The organism is Candidatus Villigracilis affinis, assembly GCF_016705895.1.
Classification (GTDB): Bacteria; Chloroflexota; Anaerolineae; order Anaerolineales; family Villigracilaceae; genus Villigracilis; species Villigracilis affinis.
In genome coordinates this window covers 96,463-119,916 of sequence record NZ_JADJKT010000005.1, presented here as the reverse complement: position 1 = coordinate 119,916, position 23,454 = coordinate 96,463, and the positions used below count along the sequence as shown (strand labels likewise).

The window sequence follows — 23,454 nt, the reverse complement described above, 5'->3', positions numbered from 1 at the left end:
AATGCGGCGCATCACAACGCTCGTTCTCATTTTGCTTGCCGTTCTTCTCATCGCGCAAGCAGCATTTTCCCTGCAATGGCCCATCGCCCACGACGAAGCGCCCCTTCTTTATGAAGCCTTCCTCATGCACAGCGAGGGCCGCGTTCCCTACCGCGACCTCTTCGATTTTCAAATGCCTGGCAGTTTCGCCGCCTATTATCTGCTTGGCAGGTTGAGCGGCTTCAGCGGATTCTTCCGTCTGCGCCTGCTTGATCTTGGCATTCTTGCCGCGCTGCTCACTATCACATTTTTATTCATGCGCCGTTTTGGCAAACCAGTCGCGTTCGCCGCCGCGATTCTCTTTGGGCTGAAATACATGCAGGGCGGCGCGTTCATGTCGTTGCAGCGCGAATATCTCTTGCTTGGCTTTGTCGCACTCGCCGTCTGGTTATCCATGCGGGATGTCTTGACCTATAAGCATCGTCTGCTCATTGGGATTCTCTTCGGCCTATCGGCAGTGATCAAACCCCATGCCGCGCTCGGACTCCTCCCGATCCTGCTCTTTGACATCATAGACCTGATCCAACGCCGAAAGTTGACTCTACTAAAATCTGCCACTACCAGCACCCTCCCTATTGGAATCGGATTTGCCCTTCCTGTCCTCGCTGTGATCGCATGGCTCGCCCTCACCGACGCGCTGACTCCCTTCATTGACATTGCCCTCCACTATTGGCCGCTCTATGCCCAAGTCAACGGGCAGATGGAGATCACTGAATCGGGGACGAGAATTCCATTTTTGCTGAATCAGTCCCTTCGTCTGGGTGGACATGCGCTTTGGTTCATCCCTGCTTTATTGGGTGTGTATCTCGTCCCGCAGGAAAATAAAAGACAAGCGTATCTGCTTGCTGGCCTTGCTGTTTGTTATGCTATTTACCCCGCATTCTCGGGTCAATTTTTCGAATATCACTACATTCCATTTGTCTATTTCATCGTCATCCTCGCCTCCCTCGCCCTCACCGAACAACATCCACTTTCCATTTTTCAATTACCACCCTCTTTCCTCTTTCTTCTTTCTTCACTGATTTTTTTATTTACCATTGCCGTCACTATCCGTCCCTCCAATACCTTCCTGCGCCAAATCCAAAACCGCCCCATCGCCAAGACCACAGACCGTGCCGAAGAGATCGCCAGTTACCTCGAAGAAAATATGCAGGTGGGTGATACCGTCCAGCCATTGGATTGGACAGGCGGCACCCTGCTCGCCATGCTTGAAACACGCGCGCCTCTCGCCACGAAATATGTTTTCGATTTTTATTTCTATCATCATGTTTCAACGCCCTACATTCAAAACCTGCGCGCTGATTTCATGGACGAATTGCAGGCGGCGAATCCGCGCTTCATCGTTGAAGTCATCGCCGTGGATAAGCCCTGGCTCACCGGCCCAGATACCAGCCGCGAATTTCCTGAATTGCGCGCATTTCTGAAAGAGAATTATTCCGTTACAATCCTTGAAGATGATTATATAATTTACGAAAAGCGCTAGATTGGCTGGGTGCGTCGCACTCTCGCTGTTCATGGTCAAGCATCTTTCCCGCATCACCTACCTTTATCTCACCATCCCATTCATCATCTTTTGCATGGGCTGGCTGCGCTTATCTGTTGCGATTCCAGTTGTGGCTGTCATCGTGTGGGCGCTGTGGCAGATATTCAAACAGGAGCAATTCGAACAATCTTCCCCTGTCCCTGTGCGCTGGTTACTGATTACTGCTCTCATCATTGGCCTTTGGGTCTTCCTCTCTGGCGTGGGTGGATATGCCTTTCAAAATTGGGACCATCACTGGCGCAATGCGGTCTTCCGCGATCTTGTGACGAATGGCTGGCCTGTGACTTATTCCTCCCCCGAGCGCGGACCGATCACCATGCTGGTGTATTATGTGGGCTACTGGCTTCCTGCCGCGCTTGCCGGGCGCATTCTCGGATGGGGCGTTGCCAACTTCATCCTCTTCCTGTGGACGTGGTTTGGTGTTTTGCTCACGGTTTTGCATTTAAATCTAAAACTCAAGACATCGTTGGTCAAATCCGCATTGTTGCTGATCTTCTTCAGTGGATTGGATGTCATCGGCACATTGCTTTTCGCAAAGGACTATCCGACACTCTGGCCGCCAGTGCAGCATCTTGAAATTTGGTCGGGCGGCGATTTGCAATACTCATCGTTCACTACGCAGTTGTTTTGGGTGTTCAATCAAGCTGTCCCTGCGTGGCTGTGTATTGCGCTGATCCTGTCAACGGTCCGCAATGATGCGCAGACTCTTTCGCAGAAGGGATTTGTTTGGGCGTTGTCCTTTTTCTTTGCGCCGCTGGCTTCCATCGGGTTGATCCCCTATCTCATGATTGATTTCTTCACTTTGACCGATTGGAGATCGTTTTTCAAATCCATTCGCGTTGGTCTTTTGCTTGCCACAGGAATTATCTTTCTTCTTTCTTATTTCTTTTTTTCCTCTAATACTGCCGCACAGGAACGCGGATTTCAACTGATCGCGCTGAAGGATTTACTGGTTTTCTTTTTGCTCGATGGCGGTATCTTTTGGTTGATGCTGGCTCCATCCAAATGGCGTGACCCGCGCTGGGCAGTGACGGGGATTCTGCTTTTGCTCATGCCGTTCATTCAACTCGGCAATGGCCGCGATTTTGTGATGCGCGCTTCGATCGCGCCGCTGTTTTATTTGATGACGATGGTCGGTGAAACTATTTTGAATAAAGTCACATCACGCGGTTTAATTATCACTTTTTACGTTTTACTTGTTCTCGGTGCGTTGACTCCGCTTTACGAGATCAATCGCTCTGTCTCGCGGACCTACGAGTATTATGTTGTGCTGGATGAAATACAGCGCGCCCAACCGAACGTTGAAGCTGCCACACATCTTGAGAAGGGTGGCGCGCCCGAGCTTGAGCATCCCAATGCCATCCTCGCCGATGATATTTACACGCTCGCGTATATGCAGGATAAACTCTCGAAGAATTTCATTGCCAATGTCAGGCAGTCGTTGTATTACCGTTATCTATCGGCCCGCTAATTTGAATTATAAAAAAGGAAAACTCACATGGCACAACTTTCGTCTCCTCCAAACCCTGATGCTTTCAATACCCTGGTCTGGGACATCGTCCGCATGATTCCGCGCGGAAAAGTCGCTTCGTATGGACAGATCGCAAAAATGATCCCGCCGCCCGCTGGTGTGGATGCTGACACGTACCTGGAATTTGGCGGGCTTTGGGTCAGCGGCGCGGTGGCAAGCTGCCCCGATGACGTGCCGTGGCAGAGAGTGATCAACTCAAAAGGCGAGATCAGCGAACGTAACGGACTGGAAGCCAGAAGGCATAAACTTTTACTTGATGACGAAGGCGTTCTTTTTAATGTAAGAGGCCGTATTGATATGAAGAAATATGGCTGGAATGGAAAGATAAAATAGACGACGGACCATTGTTCATTGTCAAAGAAAGGACAACCCCATGCCATCCTTCTCTTCCCCCCCTAACCCGCAAGCTTTCTACGAACAAGTTTGGGCGATTACCCGCTTAATTCCGCGCGGAAAAGTCGCCACCTACGGACAGATCGCCAAAATGATCCCTCCGCCCAACGGCGTGGAACTCGAAGCCTATGTCGCGTTCGCTCCGCGTTGGGTGGGTGGTGCAATGGCAAACTGCCCCGATGACGTGCCCTGGCAGCGCGTCATCAACTCGCAAGGCAAGATCAGCGAACGTCCTGGCGCCGAACGGCAACGTCCGCTGCTCGAAGCCGAAGGCGTGATCTTCGACGCCAAAGGCAAAGTAGATTTGAAAAAGTTCGGCTGGAGTGGAAAAGACGAAAGCGACATCCCGCAACAGCCGTCATTGTTTTAGCGGTTTCTCAAATCATCTTTTCAGGGAATCTATCCATGCAATCTCAGGAAAAACCGACAAAGTTCGGCATCATTTCATCCATCCTCGCCATTCTCCTTAGTGTGATTTGGTGTGTTTATATCGTTATCTTAATGATCTACACTCAACGCGAAGTGACGAGCATTGACGTGATTAGCGCATTGGCGTCCGTCGTCTTTTTTTATGGCGGCCTATTGGTCATGGCTGTGCTGAACTTTTTGATGACCATTACAGGCATGGTTCTTAGCGTCCTTTCCTTACGAAAAGGCGAACCCAAACGTTTTTTTGCCATTGTAGGCTTTGTGATCAATTTCCTGTGGCTCCTGCCGTACTGTATTGGTTGTTTCACTTTCTTCCTGCCTCTCGATTCATGAGTTATTGCCGCAATGGCTCATGTTCATTCCCACGGTCTTCTTCTTTTTCGTTCTGGCTCTCCCCTTTCCAATCATTGCAACGGGAACAATTTTCGCCTGTTTTACGTATAAGCTCCAACCACCTCACGGAAAGTCATAGGGCATATGTATGAAACAGAAGATCAATGATGTTCTCAAATCGTGCGCTGCATGGTTCTTTGCAGTGATTTGGATCACTTCCATCATTTACTTGTTAATAACCGGAAATGGAGTGATCGGCTCAAGTGCCTTTGCTTTGGGCGTGCTGGTCTTCTCTGCCATCACCGTCGCCATCACCAAAGATGAGGCAGAGATATCAACCCCTGAAACGCGAAAGCCTATTTTGATGTGGACACAACTCCTAGTCGTTCTGTTCTTTGTTCTCTTAACAGGATATCGCGGATTTGTGTTCAATATGATGCCGGGCCGCTTAGTACAGATCCCCATCTGGTCCCTGTTTGCTGGTTGGTTCGAAAATCTCGGCGGACGGTACCTGCCAAACCTTGTAGACCATTCACCAGGGACGAATGCCGTAAACTTCGCCGGTTATTTCTTAATTCCACTGATCCTTTTGTTGTTGCTTGGCGCACGCCTCCCTGAGTTGGGGCTTGGAAAAGGCCATCGTGTTTGGCGTGTTGTTGCATTTTGGGTGAGCATTCCCGTGATCTTCTTCATCATCAACATTTTGAACGGTTCTACAACTCTCATTCAACTGGCTCGCATGTTCTTTGGGAATCTCTTGCGAAATGGATTCTCAGAAGAATTTTTGTTTCGCGGTGCACTCCAAACGCGTCTAAAGCAATGGATGTCGTCCGATTGGGCGCTGGTCATTCAAGCCCTGGCATTCGCGGTTTGGCATCTTGGCACCGACACGCAGTTCATGGGCGGCGACGTTCTGCAAGGGCTGGCGCTTGGCATCGCCTCGCACAGTATGCTTGGGCTGGCACTGGGAATTATTTTCCAACGCACACGCAATCTCATTGCGCCATCCATTGTTCATGTTGCCAACAACATGTTCGGGAGTTGATTTCAAAAATACAAAAAGAGACGGGCAGCCTGCCCGTCTCTTTTTGTAAACATAATGACCCATCGTCTATAATTTATTATTCAACTTTATCAAGGAGCATTACCAATGCAATCCCCTGAAAAACCGACCCGACTTGGAACTATTTCATTCATCCTTGCCATCATCATCGCTGTCCTCTGGTGCATTTACTTCATTCTCTTCGCCGCAATGACCGAAGGCGGGCTGACCTTCGGCACCGACAGCGAAACCGCGGGCTATGCCATTGTCCTCGGTGGCGGCACAGTGATGGTGGTGCTGACCGTTTTGCTCACGCTTGCTGGCATCATCCTTGGTATTATGGCGTTGCGCAAGCAAGACCCAAAACGCGGGCTTGCTATTGCAGGGTTGGTCTTGAATTTTCTGTGCTTTGCGCCGTATTGTCTCTTCTTTTTGTTGATTATGCTTGGCGGGTTATCCGCAATGGACTTTTCGAAATTCATCCCCTCTTTTGCCCCTTAATTATCTGGCCAGTTCCACAACCAATGTATCGAGAGCCAGATCCAATGTGATCTGGCTCGTTTTGACTCTCTCGTCGATGTTCAGCAGGCGATGGTAAATGCTTTCAAGTGATTCCATCGAAAAACGCGCCGCCTGCCCTGTGGTTTTCTCCGCCACAAATGGATGCACGCCCAGCGCGCGCGCGACATCGTCTTTATTTCCGCGCCCATCTAAAATCTCTCTGGCCTGAATCAATAATCTAAATTGACGCACCACCATGCCCCATAACGAAAATGGGTCTTCGTTTTCGAGCAAGCGATGCAATAACTTTTGAGCGACTTTTCCATTGCCCTGCGATAAAGCATCGACGAAATCAAAAACACTTTGCTGGGACGTGACGATACAAACCGCTTCCACATCCGACCCGTGAATGGGTCTGGCCCAATTGACATACGCCAGCAATTTGGAGAGTTCCATCCCCGCCTGACGGGTATCCACGCCGACCATCTCTGCCAGCCGTGCCGCAGCAGGCGGATCGATCTGCCCGCCCTGATTCTTCGCTTCGTTGATGATCCAGCCGGGCATATCTCTTTGCTTGGGGAGGAAAAAGGTTTGCGTTTTTGCCTGCTGGTTTATTTTTATCCGCCCATTTCATCAGCCAGTGTTTTTCTACTTCCTTTGGCTCGATGGATTCGTAAATGACGAGCTTTGCTGTGTCGGGCGCTTTCTCCAGAAATTCCAAAAACTTCTTCCGCGTGGATGGATTGTTGAATTTCCCCGATGGCCCTGCAATAAAGACCAGCCTCTTCGACGCGAGGAAGGGCATCGCATTGACCGCGTTGTTGAGGTCGTTCTCGGTCATGGTGCGCGCTTCGAGACGGGTCGTGTTCATGTCTGCCGTGGTGGGGTCAGTGAAATCCGACTCGAAGTCCTTGAGCTTGCGCGTGATCGCAAATTCGTCGTTGCCGTAGAGGAGGAAGACGTTGGGCATGGGTTGGCGTTTGATGTAGGGGCGCAGCGCCGCTGTGTCCTAACGTGTGATGACGCGATGCACGCCCTTGCGCACTGGGATGATGTCAATAATTTGCATGTTGCCCATGTTCGCTTCGGTGGTGATGCGCTGCTGTAAAACGGGGCCAAGCGGACGGGAGATGAGGAAGCCGACGACGCCGAAGAATACGGCCAGCGGCATGAGCAGGATCTTCATCAGCGTGGATTTTGCCAATCGAAGCACCGACCAGGCAAAGGTCCCGGCAAGAAGCGCAGTGGTCGCCATGTTCGTTCCGCATCCCGCATGGATCGCCAGTCCGCTTTCACCGCCGCGCAGTCGTTCCAGAGCTTCAGTGGCGGCTGCCCAAACATCCTGGGTGGAAAAATTTCCGAGCAGGAAAAAACCTGTGGGGTTGGAATGCCCTGCCATGGTGCCTGTGTGGGTGTGTGCCAGCATGTGAAGTGTGGCATGTTCGAGCGCGTGATTGCGCCGGGTTTCGAGAATGAAGGGAAGGTCGAGGATCATGGTTTGATTATAAGTTAGGTCTGGAGGATGGGTGAGTCGTAAATTTTTTCGAGCAGTTCCAAAAACTCAGCCGAGGGACGGGTCTTGAGAACTTCCTTGCGTTCGTCGCGGGTGAGATGCTGCATCATCACATACTGCACCGCGTTTTTGCGGAAGAGGCGTGAGCCGTCTTCATCGCCGTAGAATTCGACACAGCGGGCGAGATGTTTGCGGATGGTTTGCTTCAGCATTTCGGGTGGAACCTGGTCGCGGTCGAGGCGGGAAAAGATCCACGGGTTGGGAATCGCGCCGCGCCCGATCATGACTGCGTCTACATGGGTGTGTGCTTTCATGCGGTCGATATCGGCGACGGTTTTTACATCGCCGCTGCCGATGACGGGAATTTTGACCAGCGATTTGACTTCGGCAATGGCATCCCAATCGGCATTGCCTGCGTAGCGCTGCTCTTTGGTACGTCCATGCACGGCGATGAGTGAGCCGCCTTCTTCTTCCACAATGCGGGCGATGAGTTTGTAATTCTTTTTGCGATCCCAGCCGAGGCGAATCTTTCCTGTGACAGGCACGTGTAGATGCTTGACTAGCTTGCGGAAGGTGCGCGCGATCTTGAGCGGCGTAGGCATCATGCCAACGCCAGCACCGCGGTCTGCGATGGTTTTGGCGGGGCAGCCCATGTTGAGGTCGATCACGTCTGGATTATTCTCCTGAATTTGCAGCGCGGCCTGCAAAATAAGGTCGGGGTCGTCGCCGTAAATTTGGAAAGTGATGGGACGTTCGGGCTCAGTAAAATACATCCGCTTGGCGGGCTGTTTCGAACGGCTGAGGATCTTCTCCACTTTGATGAATTCGGTGTAACTCATGGCCGAGCCCAACTCGCGGCAAAGCGAACGGAAGGGCCAATCGGAGTAGCCGTCCATGGGCGCAAGGATGGTGTCGCCGTGGATGGGTACTTCGCGGATGTGGAAGGTGGCGCCCAGAGGCTCTCGAAAAGTGGGGGAGGAATGGATGCTATTCATAAAGGTTTTCTAATTTTGGAAAGTATAACAGACTCTATTTTAAGTTTCATTTATGCCTTGCAACAGGTCGCCGGGAAGGGAAATATCATTGAAATTCCATGATGCTTTTGGTACAAAAGTCCTGCTTTCTTTATTGCAAGCTATAATATCAATAACGCTGTCTTTTGTAATAAGTTAATTTTTTTGAGGAGAGAAAATGAACAAAAAGCTATTTACCATCCTTTTGCTGGTTGTTTTTGTGTTCACACAATTCAGCATTGCCTCAGCTGCTCCAGTGGCAGGTGATATTATCCTGGCCCAACTCCCCACTTTTAGCGATGAATTTGACATTGACCTGGATTGGTCCGTGACAGGAATGCCGGGCGGCGCCACCCAGAACATCTTTGCCTGGGGAAGAGTACAAACGACTCCCGCTTCAGCCTATGACCCATTTGATTGCTTTCTGGCTGCATCTGTCCCTGGCGTGAGCGATGCCTCTGGTACGTTTACCTATAATTACAATCTCGCCTGGGATCAGGAAATCTGGGAATTTACATTGACAGTGGATGACGCCGCTGATTGTAATTCCGCCGCATTACCCGACAATGACTCGGTAATGGGCAGCACCTTTGTCGATGGTTGGTGGCTCGAAGGCTTTATTGCCAATCCGCCCTCTTTAGACAACTCCTTCTTCGAAGAACTTCCCGTTGCTTGTAATACATTCGAATTATGGGGGGTGGCCTCAGATCAGGTACCGGATCGTGGCATTGCTAAAATAGGTCCTAATAGCACATTGGGTTATTCCGGTTTCGAATCGTGGAATCAATCTATAACGGGAACGTTCACGCCGCCAGCTCCGCTGGGTCCGGCCAACGCCTTGCTTTCATGGGTATACACATTCCCATCCACTGCCAGTGGCACTTGGTCTTTCTCAGTGGATCCGACGGATTTTGCAGGCAACAATTGGGGTACAACTTATTTCCGCTTTGCCCAGGTTGGTCCCGACGAACTGGTTGACTGTGCGACATTTTCTGATGTAAGCGATACCGATACCGAAGTATATGTCCGCTATATGGCTCAGTTAGACCTGGCTCACGGCTATCTTGATGGAACCTTCAGACCCGACAGCACATTGACACGCGCCGAGATGGCAGCGTTCATTGAACTGGCGAACGGCATTAAGGACACTGACGACGGTTTTGCCACACCTCCGCCCGCAGGATCGGCTTGTAACTTCAGCGATGTCAGCACGGACGACTGGTTTGCTGGCTGGGTCTGGCAGGCCTGTGCAGATGGATACATGAACGGTATCGGCGGCGGATTGTTCGACCCGAATAACCTGCTCACTCGCGGACAAGTTGTGACCGTACTCGATAACATCAATATCATGGGGACCGGAAACGGCTACCTGGCCACTGAAAATGTTTTTATAAATGAATGGGGCAATTTATATCGTGAGGCCCTCTTCACAGATGTTTCTGTGGGAGCCTTCTATGCCGGGCCGGTCCGAAATGCCTACGGCGTGGGCGTCGCAGACGGAACAAGCGAAACCACCTTCTCCCCCGATCAGGCGATCCTTCGCGGTGAATTTATAAAGATGATGTACCGTACTTTGAGCAGAATTGAATCTCGATGCGTTGAGTGTAAACGATAAGATACTGGTAAGTTAATCACTGAGGCGGACCCAAAATGGGGTCCGCCTCTTTTTTTATCAAGCGGGTTGTTTCTTCAACAACTCCAGATAATGCTTTCGAAACTTCGCCACCTTCGGTGCAACAACGGCCTGACAATAGGGCTGGGACTGGTTCCGCGCGAAGTATTCCTGATGATAATTTTCAGCGATGTGGAAGTTGTTGACCGCTCCCACCTCCGTAACGATGGGGCTGCTCCAGATTCCCTGGGCATTCAACTCGCTGATGGCTTGCTCGGCGGCGGCCTTCTGCTCGGGAGTATGATAGTAGATGCCAGAGCGATACTGCGTACCCACGTCCGCACCCTGGCGGTTAAGGCTGGTGGGGTCATGGATGGCAAAGAAAACATTCAGAATATCGCGGAATGAAATGATGGATGGATCGAATTTGATCTGCACCACCTCGGCATGTCCCGTGGTGCCACTGCAAACATCACGGTAGCTGGGATTGGAAACATGCCCGTTTGAGTAGCCTGAGTCAACGGAAAGCACACCCTTCATTTCATCGAAAACGGCTTCCAAACACCAGAAGCATCCCCCAGCCAATGTGATGGTTTCATAAGTTGTGTTCATGATAAATACTCCTTTTTACATCATGTGAATAAAGTTGACAGGCCTGTCTGCAGAATAAGATGAGACGTGGGTGCGAAATATTCTTAAGAGCACATTATAGTTTAAATAAAAAAGAGCCGCCTCATCAGGCGGCTCTTTGGCTTGCCTATCTCATTCCCGCGATCGTGATCATGCCGCTGCTGATATTGATGTTCATGATCTTCAACCCGGGAACCTGCCTGTTGATCTCATCTGTGAGCAGTTGGTTGAGCCATGACTCAGCCTGCGAGATCAAAATATCGGGGATAACCTGCTGTCCGATCTGCAGTGATTCGATCGCGAACGACGGAAGCCCGTTTACGTCCACGCTGACTCCGCCAACTGCCAGCGCGGAAGTTGAATCGATGCTGCCTTCCACAATGCCCCAGATCTGTATCTTTCCATCACGCAGGTAGACTTGCACATCCCGCAGCGGAAGGTCGGAGCCGTTCTTCATTTCCATTGCCAGCCAGGAAGTGATCTGTTCTTCGCTGAGCGTCGCCGTATTCAGGGAGCCAGGTTGTGGCAGTGCACTCTCAAGTGCAGTCTTTGCCTGTGTGCCTGCCGTATCAGATGGCATAATCTCCGCACCGGGGCGTTCGGGTGCGCCAATCATTCCGCTTTCCGCATTGTTGACGGCAAAACTGATTAGCGTGTCTACAAGCGGCGCGTATTCGGGATAATTTTTGGTTACATCTGCGCGGGTTTGTGCGGCGACATTCCCGTTGACGATCTGCGTGAACGGTGTGGGTGTGGCAGGAATGATCAACTTCGCCATGTTGGACTGCGGATTATTTCTAGCCATGGCAAAGGTCGTGGCTCCCAAACCGAGCAGCATGACGGTCACGATCATCGCAACACGCAGGGTATTCCTTGCAGGAGTTGGTGCCTGACGCTGCTGGTTATAGGCTGTTGTAAGAGGTAGGGTTTTTGATTCAAGGCGGGCAATGGCGATCTTTGCTTCATTGTTGCCGGGGTTGATCTTGAGTACTTTGTTGTAGCATTCGACCTTGCGCTCTTTTTCTTCCACCACACGCGCAAGCAGCATCCATGCTGGCTCATCCTCGGGGTGGAGGGTGAGCAGTTCAACAAGATATTTCCTAGCCAGCTCGCGGTTGCCGCGCTGGAAGTTGTAATCAGCTAATTTGAGAAGTTCTTGTTTGTTCATGTATTGCCGTAGGGACACAGCGACCCTTGATAAACTCGGGGCGGGTGCTGTGTCCCTACATTGGTTTTTCTATACGCTCGGCTCGGGTTGTTTTTCCGCAGCCGCAGCCTTGTTGAGGACGATTTCGCCGTCCTCGTTGACATCTACGAAGATCGTGTCGCCGGTGATGAATTCACCCGCAAGCAGGCGGTCGGATAGCGGATCTTCCACCTTTTGCTGAATGACACGGCGCAGGGGACGTGCGCCAAATTCTGAGTCGTAGCCCATAGTGGCAAGGGATGCGAGTGCTTCTTCCGAAGCGGTGAGCACCAGGTTGTGTTCCACAAGGCGTTCTGAAACCTTCGAGAGTTCCAGCGAGACGATCTTCTGAATATCTTCCTTGTTGAGCGAGCGGAAGATCACCACTGAATCCATGCGGTTGATGAATTCGGGGCGGAAAGCGCGCTTAAGCGATTCGTTCAGTTTCTTGCGCATGTCTTCGTAGGACAGGCGTTCCTCAGTGGCTTCATCGCGTTTCATCGCAAAGCCGAGGGAAGTTTGATTCTTGATCATGTCTGCGCCGATGTTGGAGGTCATCACGATGATCGCGTTGCGGAAATCGACTTTGTGGCCCTTCGCATCGCTCAAGTGACCTTCTTCCATGATCTGCAGGAGCATGTTGTGTACTTCAGGATGAGCCTTTTCGATCTCATCGAAGACGACGATCGAGTACGGTCTGCGGCGCAGGGCTTCGGTGAGCTGGCCTGCATCTTCGTAGCCCACGTATCCGGGAGGGGCACCCACCAAACGGGCGGCGGTGTGGCGTTCCATAAATTCAGACATATCCAGTTGGATGGCGGCATCTTCACTGCCAAACATAAACTTGGCGAGGGTCTTGGTTAATTCAGTCTTGCCAACGCCTGTGGGTCCGAGGAACATGAATGAACCGATCGGGCGCTTCGGGTCTTTCAACCCGGCGCGGGCGCGGCGGACAGCGCGGGAGATGGCAATGATCGCATCTTCCTGGCCGATAATGCCCTTGCGAAGTTCATCTTCCATCTTGAGCAGGCGCTGCGATTCTGCTTCTGCCAACTGCATGAGCGGAACACCCGTCCACATGGAGACGACTTCGGCAATATCCTCGGCAGAGACAACGGGGCTTGTAGCACGATCCCAACCTGTGCGCAGACGTTCGATCTGCTGATTGAGATCGATCTCGCGCTCTTCCCATTCCTTGATGTCTTCCGAGTTGCCTTCCTCCTGCGCGAGTGCGCGGTTCTGACGGGCCTGCCTCAACTGGCCAAAGAGATCCTTGGCGTATTTGGCGGCGGGACTCTTGTACATGCGTACGCGTGAGGAAGATTCATCGATCAGGTCAATGGCCTTGTCGGGTAAAAATCTTTCAGTAACATAGCGGGACGATAAATGAGTGGCAGCTTCGAGCGCCTCATCGGAAATGACGAGGTGATGATGTTCTTCGTAAGCGCTGCGAATGCCCTTGAGAATTTGAATGGTCTCTTCTTCGGAAGGTTCATCCACCTGCACCGATTGGAAGCGGCGTTCCAGTGCGGCATCGGATTCGATGTGCTTGCGGTACTCGTCCATGGTGGTTGCGCCGATGACTTGCAATTCGCCGCGAGATAATGCGGGCTTGAGGATGTTTGCTGCATCGACGGAGGAACCAGCGGCTCCCGCCCCGACCAGCATATGGACCTCGTCAATGAAGAGGATCGCACCTGATTGTTTTAACTCATCAATAATACGCTTGAGTCTTTCCTCGAACTGACCGCGGTACATGGTACCAGCGACGAGGGATGCAACATCGAGCTGGAGCACGCGCTTGTTCATCAGCGGAGCGGGGACGTCGCCGTCCACAATGCGCTGGGCGAGGCCTTCGACGATGGCGGTTTTGCCGACACCGGGTTCGCCGATGAGCGCGGGGTTGTTCTTGGTGCGGCGCGCCAGAATCTGAATGACGCGTTCGATTTCCTTTTGACGCCCGATGACGGGGTCAAGTTTTTTCTCTTCAGCCTTTGAGGTTAAATCAGAGGCGAGTTGATCTACGAGAGGGGTTTTGGGGGCAGTGTTTGCGGCGCCACCTTTGCCCGGTTGCGGGCCGGCAGGCGTCGGTGAGGAGGAGGCGGTTTCGTTCAAGACGCGGCGAGTCTGTCTGCGGACCTGGTCCGCTGTGACTCCGAGTCGGCGAAGGGCTTCCATCCCCGTGGATTCAACGCGCACGAGGGCGAGCAGAATGTGTTCGGTGCCGATGTAGTGATGTCCGAGTCTGCGGGCTTCATCCACGGCAAACTCAAGGACTTGTTGGGTTTCCGCGGCGAGTTCGACGCGGTTGGGGTCAAAGTTGGTTGCGCTTCCAGAGACGCGTTGAACGACTTCGCGTACGCGTTCGGGGGTCATGCCCAAGTCGCGTAAAACACGACCAGCCACGCCGCCTTCTTCATCCATCAATCCCAAAAGAAGGTGTTCGGTTCCAATATTGTTTTGGCGAGCGCGCTCGGCTTCCTGATGTGCGAGGCTGAGTACGCGCCTTGCTCGCTGTGTAAATCTTTCCATGCCAGCCATAGTTTTTCTCCTAAATTCCTTCTGGAGATTCTACCAAAAAGGAAAGGGACTCCGCATAGGAAAAAGGTTAGAGTTTCCTTACGGATGCGGCGTCAGATGTCAGTTTTTACGTGTCTGGCGGCTAAATGACCTGAAACCTGACGCCTCGCGCCTGACACATACATCTACCTGTTGTCCCCGTCGCCTTGTATCTTACCACGCGCCTGCCTATCCAATAGTTTAGTTAAGTTGGATTCGGCCACCTCGTCGAGGGAGATTTCCAGTTCTGTGCAGGTTTGGGCGAGATACCAGAGTACGTCGCCGAGTTCGGCTTTGAGCGCTTCGCGGGTTTCGGCGCTGATCTCGCCGCTTTTATCGCGGAACACTTTTTTGATCTTGCCCGCCACTTCGCCCGCTTCGTTAACCAGCCCTAGGGTGGGGTAGATGACGGCATGGCCGATGGCTGGATATTTTGCGGTGGCGCGGGATTTGGTCTGGTAGTCGTTGAAATTCATGAATGCTTCCTTCAATATAATTTTTGGATAAATTTCCTGTGAATTGGATTTTACATTACTTTTGAGCAGCTACTTCATTTGCCTGAATTCAAAATTCTGCAGGCAGTGAAAAAAATAAGAGCCCTGTACCTGTTCTTCAGATGGTACAAGGCTCTTCGAGGTCAGAGTGTTGGGATTATTTCAGGCTGGTCTGTGTTGCGGTTATCAAGTTTAGAATGAACTCAACACTGGCGGATGCGGATGGTGTTGAGTAAAAATCATTCCAGCGTTCGAGTAGTTGTCTGTCTTCGGTCGCCTTGATCATGGTGTCAATTGCCAGAATGTCGGTGGGGACCGATACAGTGGAGAATGCATACAGGATTTGCAGCTTCTTGCTGGCAGCTTCGATTTTCACTTTAAGTTTTAGGTTTTCATCCTGCATTTTTTCGAGCTTGGTTTGTGTGTTGGTCAGGTCTTTGCTGCTTTCTTCCAGATCCGTCTTAACCTGAGCGAGCTCTGTTGTCAGGTTTTCGTTTCCGCTTTGGAGCTTTGCGTAGTCTGACTGTACTTCAGCCAATTGCTGTTGGGTTGCGATAAGACTGGAGTTTAATGTATAAGCCCAGTAGCCAAGCCCGGCCGCTGCTGCCAGGAAAATGACTAAAAAGACTGTTAGGATAATGGTGGTTAGGTTTCTTCGTGAGGGCTTCGCCTCCTGAATAAGAGACGTTACAGGCTGTTCTGCTTCTTGTGGGGAAAACGATTCGGGCTGCATACTATCCTCCATGTTTGTGCAATTTGATTTAAATTATTTTTTTTCTGGTACTTTTTGGATGGCCAATCCCCAACTCAAAAATACCCCAGCATGATGGAACCATTATACTAATTCCATACCTAAAGTCAATCAGATATTGCGGCCTTGCTGCTTTCAACCTGTTTGGTTTACTTCCTTTTCAAACCATAACGTCTTATGTTCCATTCGAAACCCAACTGATTCGGCTGTCTTTTGCATGGCGATGTTACTTCCGCTTGTGCCGAGGTTTGCGGATTCCATGCCGCGTTCCTTGAGCAGTTGCATGCCTTTGAGGAGCATGGCCTTTGCGAGCCCCAGCCGTTGAAAACGCGGATGTGTGGCAACGGGGTCGGTGTAACCTTCCCCGCTCGGGTTGACAGAGCAGGTGCAGTACGCGGCGATGCTGTCATCGGGCGCAATGACCATAAGGTCGAGCGATGAGTCGTATTCGCTGGTGCCCATGATGGCAAGGCGGTTTTCTGTGGTCATGTAGTCGGTGCCGAAGGCGGCGCGATGGGTGGCGGCGACTGCTTCCGCTTCCTCGGTCCCTTTTATCGGGCGGATGGAGAAACCTGCTGGCAGTTCGGGCTCTGGGATAGCCTCTGCCAGTGGGCGTTTCATGCCCACCGACACCACATCTGTTTGGCGAAAACCGTGCTGACGGATAAATTCCAGCCGTTCGTGATGCTCTTCCCTGCAACTTGTATCCAGCGTGGATGTTTCTCCCGCGGTCAATGTCTTGCCGCTTCGCGTGCAGGCTTCTCCCCACATAACCATTTCTGCGCCGACGGAGTCTTCGAATTTCTTTTCCACCTCCCAGCGCAGGTTGTTTCCAGAATCCACGAAAGCCCAGCCGATGGGTTGATTTCCATCAAACCACAGCTTTGTGGTGGCACGGATTTCCTCACTTGCTAGGTTTTCTTCGATGTCCACTTTGGTGGGGATGTCGTTGACTCGTGCTGCGGGGCGAATCCTGATTAGCAGGTCGAGGATGATTTGAAAATCTTTTTCGCCTTCGTAGAGGCGGCTGGTGATGGTGGGCATTGTTCGCTCCAATGATTTCAGATTGTTGTCAGCTTCCATTGTGTGAAAATCAAAAAGACCTGCCGCGAATTGCGCGGCGAAGAAAAGGAAAGTTCTTTTTCTTCATGATCTTTAGGTTGCAGCATGTGTTATTCAAACGTCTTTGCCAACTCTCTCCACCAATCATCCTTCTCGCCGGGGACGAAGGGCGTGTACAGCGTCAGACGATCAGCGATGCTTTCATAGCGTTTCTTCAGATCGTTTGCCAGGTTTTCCTGCGTGGTCATCAGGCAGAATTCATTCAACATTTCATCGGTGATGAGCATGGGCATCTCGGCCCACTCGCCCTTGGCGGCGAACCCTGATAATTTTTCAGCGGTTTCGCCCCAGCCATGCAGATCCATCACAGATTTGTAGGAGGGTGTGCTGGCGTAGAAGGCGATCTGCATCCGCGCGAAGCCTTCTTCTTCAGGAGAGGTTGCCACAAATGGCGTCATCGAAACAGTGATGTCTTTTCGCTTGCGTCCCTCTTTTTGCAGACCTTCTTCGATCGCAGGCAGGATCACTTCATTCATATAGCGCGGACTGTTGAACGGGTGCGCATGAAATCCCTCGCACAATTCGCCCGCCAGTTTGGCCAGCCCCGCATTCACGCCTGCAATATAAATTGGAATATTTGGGTGTTCGATCGCGCCCGCGTTGAAGAACGGTGACATCAATGTAGCCTTGTAATATTCGCCGCGGAAATTCAATTTCGTACCATTTTGCCAGCAATCCCAAAACGCGCGGATGACTTGAATCTGCTCGCGTAATTTTCCCGTCACCGATTCGGGCCAAGCCATGCCGAAGCGGCGTTCAATATGCGCCTTGACCTGCGTGCCCAACCCCAAAATGAATCGTCCACCGGATTGCGCGGCCAGGTCCCATGCGGTGTAGGCAAGGTTGGCAGGCGAGCGCGCGAACGAGACCGCGATGGCCGTGCCAAAGTGCATCGTCGCTGAATGTTCAGCGATCAGCGTACAGGGTAGAAAAGGATCGTGCTGGGTTTCTTGAGTCCACAGCGCGGCGAAGCTCATCTCTTGCGCGGCTTTCGCAATGGCGGGAACATCTTTCAATGCAACGGGGGGGAGGGCGGCATCTAGTTTCATGATGCAAGTATACAGTTAAGAAGTGGACAAGTAAACAAGGGAAACAGGAAATTAAAAAGCCCCGCATAAGCGAGGCTTCGATTTTTGAAACTTCAGACGAGTTGTACTGAATTCAAACTGTCTACAAACCCAAACAATTCGCGCGTCTCCTGCAGCCAGACGTTTGGCACGGTCGTGCGTTTGAGATAACGGACCACGCCTTCCTTGTCTACAACCAGTGAGGCCGTGCGCTGGAACAGCAAAAAATATTTTTCCAACTCGTACAGCTCATAAATGGCGCGGTCTGGGTCTGAGAGAATCGGGAACGGCAGATCGATCCCTTCCGCATAAGCGCGGGATTTTTCAAGGTTCTCTCCCAGAATCACAATGATCTCCGTGCCTGTCTCGCGAAATTGCTCGTACATACGCCCCAATTGCGTGACGTGTGTGCGGCATTGTGGACAACTGGTTTCGCGGATGAAGAAAACGATCACGTTCGACTTTCCGTGAAAATCTGAAAGGGCGATCTCCTGCCCATTGGTGGCACGCAGGCGAAAGTCCGGTGCGAGCGAGCCGATCTTTGCTTCGATTGATTCCAGAATCATAAAGTCCTCTACATTGCAGAGGACTTTAGAAGAAAAAACTTTACGTTAGAGGATTCTTATTTTTCGAGCAGGTATGCCATGATCCAATTTGTCGTGGCGTTCAGCCCATCCATGTGGGCGCGCTCGTAATTGTGTGAAGCGTCAATGCCGGGGCCGATCAGCGAAAGCGCCACATCGCCGCCCGCGCGCCAGAACGCTTCGCCATCCGAGCCGTAGAACGGGTACACATCCGTTTTGTATGGGATCTCGTGCTTCTCGGCGATGGCGCGTAATTTTTTATTCAAGCCTTCGTGATACGGGCTGTAACTATCCTTGATGCACAAGGTCACGTGGAATTCATCCGACTCCTGGCCGCTGCCAACCACAGCCATATCTACTGTGACCAATTCGACGACGTCAGACGGAATTCCCGTTGCTGCGCCGTGACCGACCTCTTCATAATTCGATATGAGGAAGTACACGGTTCTAACCGGACTTTGGCCTGATTCTGCCATCGACTTGATCGCCGCGACGAGATTCGCCACACAAGCCTTGTCGTCGAGGAATCGCGAGCGGATGAATCCATTTGTCACTTCCACCCGCGGATCGAACGCCACGCAATCGCCGACGTTGATTCCAAGTGCGCGCGTTTCCTTTTCAGATGTGGTGCGCGCATCGAGCCGAACTTCCATGTGGGCATCACTGCGCGGAGTTTCTGCGCCTGCCGCGCCATACACATGACCAGACGCCGTGTCGATCAGCACCGAGCCGCGGATCTTTTCGCCTTTCGATGCAAAGACCCACACGCCTTCGGTTTCCACACTGGGCCATTGAATACCGCCGATCTTGCTTAGTTTCAAACGCCCGTTGGATTTGATCTCTTTCACCACCGCGCCGAGCGTATCGGCGTGGGCAGTGAGCGCCACAGGCGGCAATTCAGAATCGACAGCCCATTTCGCCACCAATCCGCCTTTGCGGGTGCGTGACAATTCCAATTGCTTGTATTTGGATAATTCCTTTTCCACAAAATCAATGGCGGGTTCTGCATAGCCTGTGGGCGAAGGGATGTTTAACAACTTTACAAGAAAGTCAACAAAATATTCCTGATCGATTGCTGGAAGTGACATGATGCTCCTTTGTGTTTCAAGGTTTGAAAGTTAAACCTTCGAACCTGCCAACGTTCTAACTTTTCCAACCTTACCACTATATTCCTTCGAACTCCGAAATCTTTTGCTTCCATTCATCTGGCACGGAAATGGTCTTCAACCCCTCATAATCGAATGTGACCATCACCACGGTGCCGCTGGCCATCAATTTGCCTGTTTTGGCATCCATCACGCATTGCTCTACCGTGAGCGACTTGGTGCCGATCTTGGTGATCTTCACTCCCACTTTAATATCGTCGCCGTAATGGGTGGTGGAATGATAGGTGATGTGGATATCGGCGATGATGACGCCTACTTCCATAAAGGATTGATCCTTGTTAAACAGCCCAAGCTGGATCAAATAATAGATGCGCGCCTGCTCGAAATAAGTCAGGTATTTTGCGTTGTTTACATGTCCCTGCGGATCCAAGTCTCCGTAGCGGACTTCAGTGGGGTGGAAGAATTTGTAATCGGTCATGTCGGGATTATAGTTGTTAGTCGGATAGTTGAGTAGCTGGGTAATTAAATAGTCGACGGTTGAAACCAATTCAACCGTTGACAACCATCCAACTATCAAACTACTTCAATCACAAAAGCGCATTAGCCCGGCCTTGTTATGAATGATAAAGCGGCCATCCGCATCCGTGCTGACGAGTCCTTGTTCTTTGAAGAACACCATCGCCTGATTGACCCGCTTGCGCGATGCCCCTACGAGGTCGGCCAGGTCGCCTTGGGTCAGTACAATGTGAACCCGTATCCCATCTGCGATCTCGTGACCATATCGTTCGGCGAAAGCCAGCAGTTGACGCGCCACCCGTCCGTTCACATCCAGCGTTGCCAGTGACTGAATCACCTGATCCGAAAGCCGCACACGCGCGGTCAAAATTTTCACCAGATTACGTGCTACAGGTGGGAAGTTATCCAGAATATAGTAGAAGGTGGTCTTGTCCATCCACAGCATGAGCGAGCTTTCCAACGTGATCGCGCTTGCCGAGCGGCCTACGCTGTCGATCAAACTCATTTCACCGAGAATGTCACCGCTTCCCAACACCGAGATGATCACGTCACGTTCGCCCTGCTCAATGTGGATCTTCACCGTGCCATGCAAAATGATGAACACCGCCTCACCGGGCTGCTCAATCGTCAGCACATTCGTCTCTGCTGTGAAAATGCGCCGATGCGCATGTTTTGCCACCCAATCCAATTGTGCAGAGCTAAGCCCTTCGAACAGTTTGATGTCCGAAAGAATATTGCGGGTATCGTCGCGTTTGATCTCAGTCATTCTTAACATATTTTACATCCATTCTATCCAGCTCTCTTTGAGAGAGGGCAATCTCCATGCCTTCAAATGCCGCGCACGAATCGGGGAATAGATTTTTTGCGGCTGCTTCCTGCGCGGCGACCCAATCGTCAGGGTAGGCGGGGTCATGATGAAACAGAACCAGTTCACCCGTCTCGGCAGAAGCGGCGACTTCAGCCGCCATCATCGCTGTCGAGTGGCCATATCCTTGCGTAGACGGAAATCCTGCCAGCATTCCGCGATAATGTTCCTCGCTGTACTGCGCGTCGTGGATCAAAACATCTGCATCGCGCGCAAATGCAACCAATTTGCGGTCCATGCCCACGTAGCCTTCGGTGTCGGTGGCATACACCACTGATTTTCCACGCCACGAAATACGATAGACGTACACGCCGCCGGGATGCGCGTACGATTTATGAATGCGGATGACGACCGCCTCTGAACTTAACCCTGAATCTGATCCAACAACCCGAACATTCTCTTCATCCCAAACAATGACCTGTGACTCACGCACCGACTCGATCTGCTTTGTGGATGCCATATCGCGTAAACTAAGTGGAAAAGTCTCCGCCGATTGATTGTGTTCGAGGACATGCTTCACAGTCTCCGGTGTGCCGCCCGGGCCGAAGATGTGCAAATCCGTGTTCGGAACATAAGCGGGGATGAAAAATGGAAAGCCCTGGGTGTGATCGTGATGCAGGTGGCTGAACAACAGCATCAACTCCAGCGGACGTTTCCGCTGCATCAACTCGCGTCCCAGCGGAATGATGCCCGTGCCTGCATCGAGAATGATCGTGCGCCCGCCCGCGCTGATTTCCACGCAGGAGGTGTTACCGCCATATCGGATCGTCCCCGCGCCGGGGGCGGGATAACTTCCGCGCACACCCCAGAATTTGATTCTCAGTTTGTCATTCATGGCAACCTCCGTTCTGCTTCCGCATTTTGTACTTGCAAGTTTATTATCGTCTTTATGGGCTTTTTCTCAAGGAAAGTTTTCGCACGCAGGCTGGGAAATATGTCACACATCTGGACTTGCCTTAAGCCAACTTTGTTTACAAACCATTAACCCGCACGGCGCGGGGATGCAGGTCGTGGCGGTATAATTCCATCCATGCTACCTGACTTGCAATTGAAAGATCACCTTCGACTGCGAAAACCGCATCCTTGCGGTTCCTATGAATGGACAGTGGTACGCCTCGGAGCGGATATTGGTTTGGAGTGCAGGGGCTGTCAGCACCGCGTCATGTTGACCCGCCGTGAATTGGCAAAACGATTAAAAGCGAATCTAAGCAAGCATGAAGAGAATAAGGAAGAACAGAAATAGCTGGTGACAGTTGCATGCTTCGCGCAGGTGGCTGTCACCTCCATTAATTTCAGGAGAAATTAAAAACATGGCAGAAACCGAATCACAATCCAGCCCAAAGGTGGGGTCGCTTCGCATCGGGTTATTTACAGATACGTATGCACCTCAGGTTAATGGCGTATCCATTTCCCTGCAATTGGTATCAGAGGGACTCCAGCGCAGGGGACATCAGGTGACCATTTTTGCGCCGAGGATTCCTGGCTATGAGGATAATCAACCGGGGGTGATGCGCCTGCCTTCTTTGAAATACTTGAATAATCCGCCTATTTATGTGGCTGTGTTGGGAACGCCGCGCAGCACCTGGTCGTTGACCCGCAAACATTTTGATGTGCTGCACGCACATAGTCCGCTGACGGTGGGGCTGCTGGCGTATCTCACCGCCTCCACAAAGAACCTGCCGCTCATTTATACCTATCACACGTCCATCACGGATTACACCCATTATCTGAAGGTGATCGGCGGAACTGGTGTGATCCGCCATGCCGCACGCTGGTTCAGTACCACTTCCACCAACCTTGGCAATCAGATCGTTGTGCCTTCACCGAAGTTCTACCGTCTGCTTTTGGAGCAGAAAGTCAAGCGGCCGATCCATGTCATCCCAAATGGCATTGACTTGAGCAATTTCAAGGCGGTGAAGAATCCCGGTAGTTTCAGAAGCAAGCTTGGGGTGGGGCCTGATGCGCCGATCCTGTTATCCGTTGGCAGGGTGGACCCGGAGAAGCGCCTCGATTTTCTCATCGATGCCTTTGACCGCATTGCAGACCGAATGCCTGAAGCGCATCTCGTTTTTGCGGGCGATGGGGGCGCGCGCAAGAAGTTGCAGGAACATGCCGCTGCGGTGAAATCGAGCAGCCGCATTCATTTCCTCGGCATGGTTGACCGCGCGGAATTGCCCGTCATTTTGCACGATGCCACTGTTTTTCTTTCAGCTTCCACCACGGAAGTGCATCCCATTTCGGTGATCGAAGCGATTGCTTCGGGTCTGCCGTTGGTGGTCGTGCAGGATGAAGCCTTCGAAGGCATGATCGTGGAAAATGAAAACGGTCATCAAACCCCGCTGGATGTGACTGCCTACAGCGAAACCCTGCTCAGCCTGTTGAACGACCCCGAAAGACTCAAGCGTTACGGAAAACGTTCGATGGAGTTGAGTGAAAAATATTCCATCGAGGGACAGGTGCGCGCGTTGGAGACTCTTTATATCGAATCCATTTTGCAAAACTGGCGCGGAAGTCTGGTCTCGCGCATTTCTGCGAGATTGAAGTTCTAAAGATCATGACAAAAGACGATGGGCCACTGTCCATCGTCTTTTGTCTTTGGTCGATAATGCGCAGGGAGTATAATTC

The 23,454-nt window shown here is 51.7% G+C and carries 26 protein-coding genes; 11 read left to right on the top strand and 15 right to left on the bottom strand.

Annotation, left to right across the window (positions count from 1 at the left end):
* Nucleotide 1: 1 nt before the first annotated feature.
* The 7 genes from IPI86_RS03215 (at nucleotide 2) to IPI86_RS03185 (ending at nucleotide 5,811) form a co-directional block, all read left to right on the top strand.
* Entirely contained in the window at nucleotides 2-1,522 is a 1,521-nt protein-coding gene (locus tag IPI86_RS03215) for a hypothetical protein (RefSeq protein ID WP_345296545.1), read from the top strand.
* Nucleotide 1,523: 1 nt separating this feature from the next.
* Entirely contained in the window at nucleotides 1,524-3,053 is a 1,530-nt protein-coding gene (locus IPI86_RS03210) for a hypothetical protein (RefSeq protein WP_345296544.1), read from the top strand.
* Between the two features lie 27 nt (nucleotides 3,054-3,080).
* Entirely contained in the window at nucleotides 3,081-3,446 is a 366-nt protein-coding gene (locus IPI86_RS03205; RefSeq protein ID WP_345296543.1) for an MGMT family protein, read from the top strand.
* Nucleotides 3,447-3,486: 40 nt separating this feature from the next.
* Entirely contained in the window at nucleotides 3,487-3,876 is a 390-nt protein-coding gene (locus IPI86_RS03200) for an MGMT family protein (RefSeq protein WP_345296542.1), read from the top strand.
* Nucleotides 3,877-3,911: 35 nt separating this feature from the next.
* Complete coding sequence (locus IPI86_RS03195; RefSeq protein ID WP_345296541.1) at nucleotides 3,912-4,268, top strand: hypothetical protein; 357 nt, start codon at nucleotides 3,912-3,914, stop codon at nucleotides 4,266-4,268.
* A gap of 148 nt (nucleotides 4,269-4,416) precedes the next feature.
* A complete protein-coding gene (locus IPI86_RS03190; protein WP_345296540.1) occupies nucleotides 4,417-5,313 on the top strand; it encodes a CPBP family intramembrane glutamic endopeptidase in 897 nt (298 codons plus the stop codon).
* 105 nt (nucleotides 5,314-5,418) lie between these two features.
* Entirely contained in the window at nucleotides 5,419-5,811 is a 393-nt protein-coding gene (locus tag IPI86_RS03185; RefSeq protein ID WP_345296539.1) for a hypothetical protein, read from the top strand.
* On the opposite strand, the gene holA is transcribed toward IPI86_RS03185, so the two are convergent.
* On the bottom strand, nucleotides 5,812-6,426 hold the full coding sequence (holA, locus tag IPI86_RS03180) for a DNA polymerase III subunit delta (protein ID WP_345296656.1): 615 nt from the start codon (nucleotides 6,424-6,426) through the stop codon (nucleotides 5,812-5,814). It abuts the gene before it with no gap.
* Between the two features lie 62 nt (nucleotides 6,427-6,488).
* Between holA and IPI86_RS03175 the strand changes: the two genes are divergently transcribed.
* Nucleotides 6,489-6,761: a hypothetical protein gene (locus tag IPI86_RS03175; protein WP_345296538.1), complete on the top strand. Its 273-nt coding sequence runs from the start codon at nucleotides 6,489-6,491 to the stop codon at nucleotides 6,759-6,761.
* 59 nt (nucleotides 6,762-6,820) lie between these two features.
* Here IPI86_RS03175 and IPI86_RS03170 read toward each other — a convergent pair whose 3' ends face one another.
* A complete protein-coding gene (locus IPI86_RS03170) occupies nucleotides 6,821-7,306 on the bottom strand; it encodes a DUF6391 domain-containing protein (protein WP_345296537.1) in 486 nt (161 codons plus the stop codon).
* A 14-nt stretch (nucleotides 7,307-7,320) separates the two neighbouring features.
* Complete coding sequence (locus IPI86_RS03165; RefSeq protein WP_345296536.1) at nucleotides 7,321-8,319, bottom strand: tRNA-dihydrouridine synthase family protein; 999 nt, start codon at nucleotides 8,317-8,319, stop codon at nucleotides 7,321-7,323.
* 196 nt (nucleotides 8,320-8,515) lie between these two features.
* Here IPI86_RS03165 and IPI86_RS03160 point away from each other — a divergent pair, with 196 nt between their 5' ends.
* Complete coding sequence (locus IPI86_RS03160) at nucleotides 8,516-9,952, top strand: S-layer homology domain-containing protein (protein WP_345296535.1); 1,437 nt, start codon at nucleotides 8,516-8,518, stop codon at nucleotides 9,950-9,952.
* A gap of 57 nt (nucleotides 9,953-10,009) precedes the next feature.
* Here the strand turns inward: IPI86_RS03160 and msrA are convergent, their stop codons facing one another.
* The 12 genes from msrA to IPI86_RS03100 form a co-directional block, all read right to left on the bottom strand.
* Nucleotides 10,010-10,561 (bottom strand): peptide-methionine (S)-S-oxide reductase MsrA, encoded by a 552-nt coding sequence (gene msrA / locus IPI86_RS03155; RefSeq protein ID WP_345296534.1) that lies wholly within the window; start codon nucleotides 10,559-10,561, stop codon nucleotides 10,010-10,012.
* A gap of 145 nt (nucleotides 10,562-10,706) precedes the next feature.
* Nucleotides 10,707-11,747 (bottom strand): tetratricopeptide repeat protein, encoded by a 1,041-nt coding sequence (locus tag IPI86_RS03150; protein WP_345296533.1) that lies wholly within the window; start codon nucleotides 11,745-11,747, stop codon nucleotides 10,707-10,709.
* Between the two features lie 69 nt (nucleotides 11,748-11,816).
* Nucleotides 11,817-14,306 carry an ATP-dependent Clp protease ATP-binding subunit gene (locus IPI86_RS03145; protein ID WP_345296532.1) on the bottom strand — a complete coding sequence of 830 codons (2,490 nt, stop codon included), beginning with the start codon at nucleotides 14,304-14,306 and terminating at the stop codon, nucleotides 11,817-11,819.
* Between the two features lie 164 nt (nucleotides 14,307-14,470).
* A complete protein-coding gene (locus IPI86_RS03140) occupies nucleotides 14,471-14,800 on the bottom strand; it encodes a nucleoside triphosphate pyrophosphohydrolase family protein (protein ID WP_345296531.1) in 330 nt (109 codons plus the stop codon).
* A gap of 175 nt (nucleotides 14,801-14,975) precedes the next feature.
* Nucleotides 14,976-15,551: a hypothetical protein gene (locus IPI86_RS03135; protein ID WP_345296530.1), complete on the bottom strand. Its 576-nt coding sequence runs from the start codon at nucleotides 15,549-15,551 to the stop codon at nucleotides 14,976-14,978.
* A 153-nt stretch (nucleotides 15,552-15,704) separates the two neighbouring features.
* Nucleotides 15,705-16,613, bottom strand: coding sequence for a GNAT family N-acetyltransferase (locus IPI86_RS03130; RefSeq protein WP_345296529.1), 909 nt, complete (start codon nucleotides 16,611-16,613; stop codon nucleotides 15,705-15,707).
* 128 nt (nucleotides 16,614-16,741) lie between these two features.
* Nucleotides 16,742-17,740, bottom strand: a complete 999-nt coding sequence (locus IPI86_RS03125; RefSeq protein ID WP_345296528.1) for a TIGR03617 family F420-dependent LLM class oxidoreductase — start codon at nucleotides 17,738-17,740, stop codon at nucleotides 16,742-16,744.
* A gap of 92 nt (nucleotides 17,741-17,832) precedes the next feature.
* Nucleotides 17,833-18,324 (bottom strand): peroxiredoxin family protein, encoded by a 492-nt coding sequence (locus tag IPI86_RS03120; protein ID WP_345296527.1) that lies wholly within the window; start codon nucleotides 18,322-18,324, stop codon nucleotides 17,833-17,835.
* Between the two features lie 56 nt (nucleotides 18,325-18,380).
* A complete protein-coding gene (locus IPI86_RS03115) occupies nucleotides 18,381-19,430 on the bottom strand; it encodes a M42 family metallopeptidase (RefSeq protein ID WP_345296526.1) in 1,050 nt (349 codons plus the stop codon).
* A 76-nt stretch (nucleotides 19,431-19,506) separates the two neighbouring features.
* Nucleotides 19,507-20,010: a thioesterase family protein gene (locus tag IPI86_RS03110; RefSeq protein WP_345296525.1), complete on the bottom strand. Its 504-nt coding sequence runs from the start codon at nucleotides 20,008-20,010 to the stop codon at nucleotides 19,507-19,509.
* 21 nt (nucleotides 20,011-20,031) lie between these two features.
* On the bottom strand, nucleotides 20,032-20,739 hold the full coding sequence (locus IPI86_RS03105) for a Crp/Fnr family transcriptional regulator (RefSeq protein WP_345296524.1): 708 nt from the start codon (nucleotides 20,737-20,739) through the stop codon (nucleotides 20,032-20,034).
* A complete protein-coding gene (locus IPI86_RS03100; protein ID WP_345296523.1) occupies nucleotides 20,723-21,664 on the bottom strand; it encodes an MBL fold metallo-hydrolase in 942 nt (313 codons plus the stop codon). The genes IPI86_RS03105 and IPI86_RS03100 overlap by 17 nt, the downstream gene beginning before the upstream one ends.
* Before the next feature lie 195 nt (nucleotides 21,665-21,859).
* On the opposite strand from IPI86_RS03100, the gene IPI86_RS03095 reads away from it, so the two are divergent.
* Together IPI86_RS03095 and IPI86_RS03090 are read left to right on the top strand one after the other, a co-directional pair.
* Nucleotides 21,860-22,072: a DUF951 domain-containing protein gene (locus tag IPI86_RS03095; RefSeq protein WP_345296522.1), complete on the top strand. Its 213-nt coding sequence runs from the start codon at nucleotides 21,860-21,862 to the stop codon at nucleotides 22,070-22,072.
* Between the two features lie 67 nt (nucleotides 22,073-22,139).
* The gene (locus IPI86_RS03090; RefSeq protein WP_345296521.1) at nucleotides 22,140-23,378 is read left to right on the top strand and encodes a glycosyltransferase; all 1,239 of its coding nucleotides are present in this window, start codon (nucleotides 22,140-22,142) and stop codon (nucleotides 23,376-23,378) included.
* The last annotated feature ends 76 nt before the right edge of the window (nucleotides 23,379-23,454 follow it).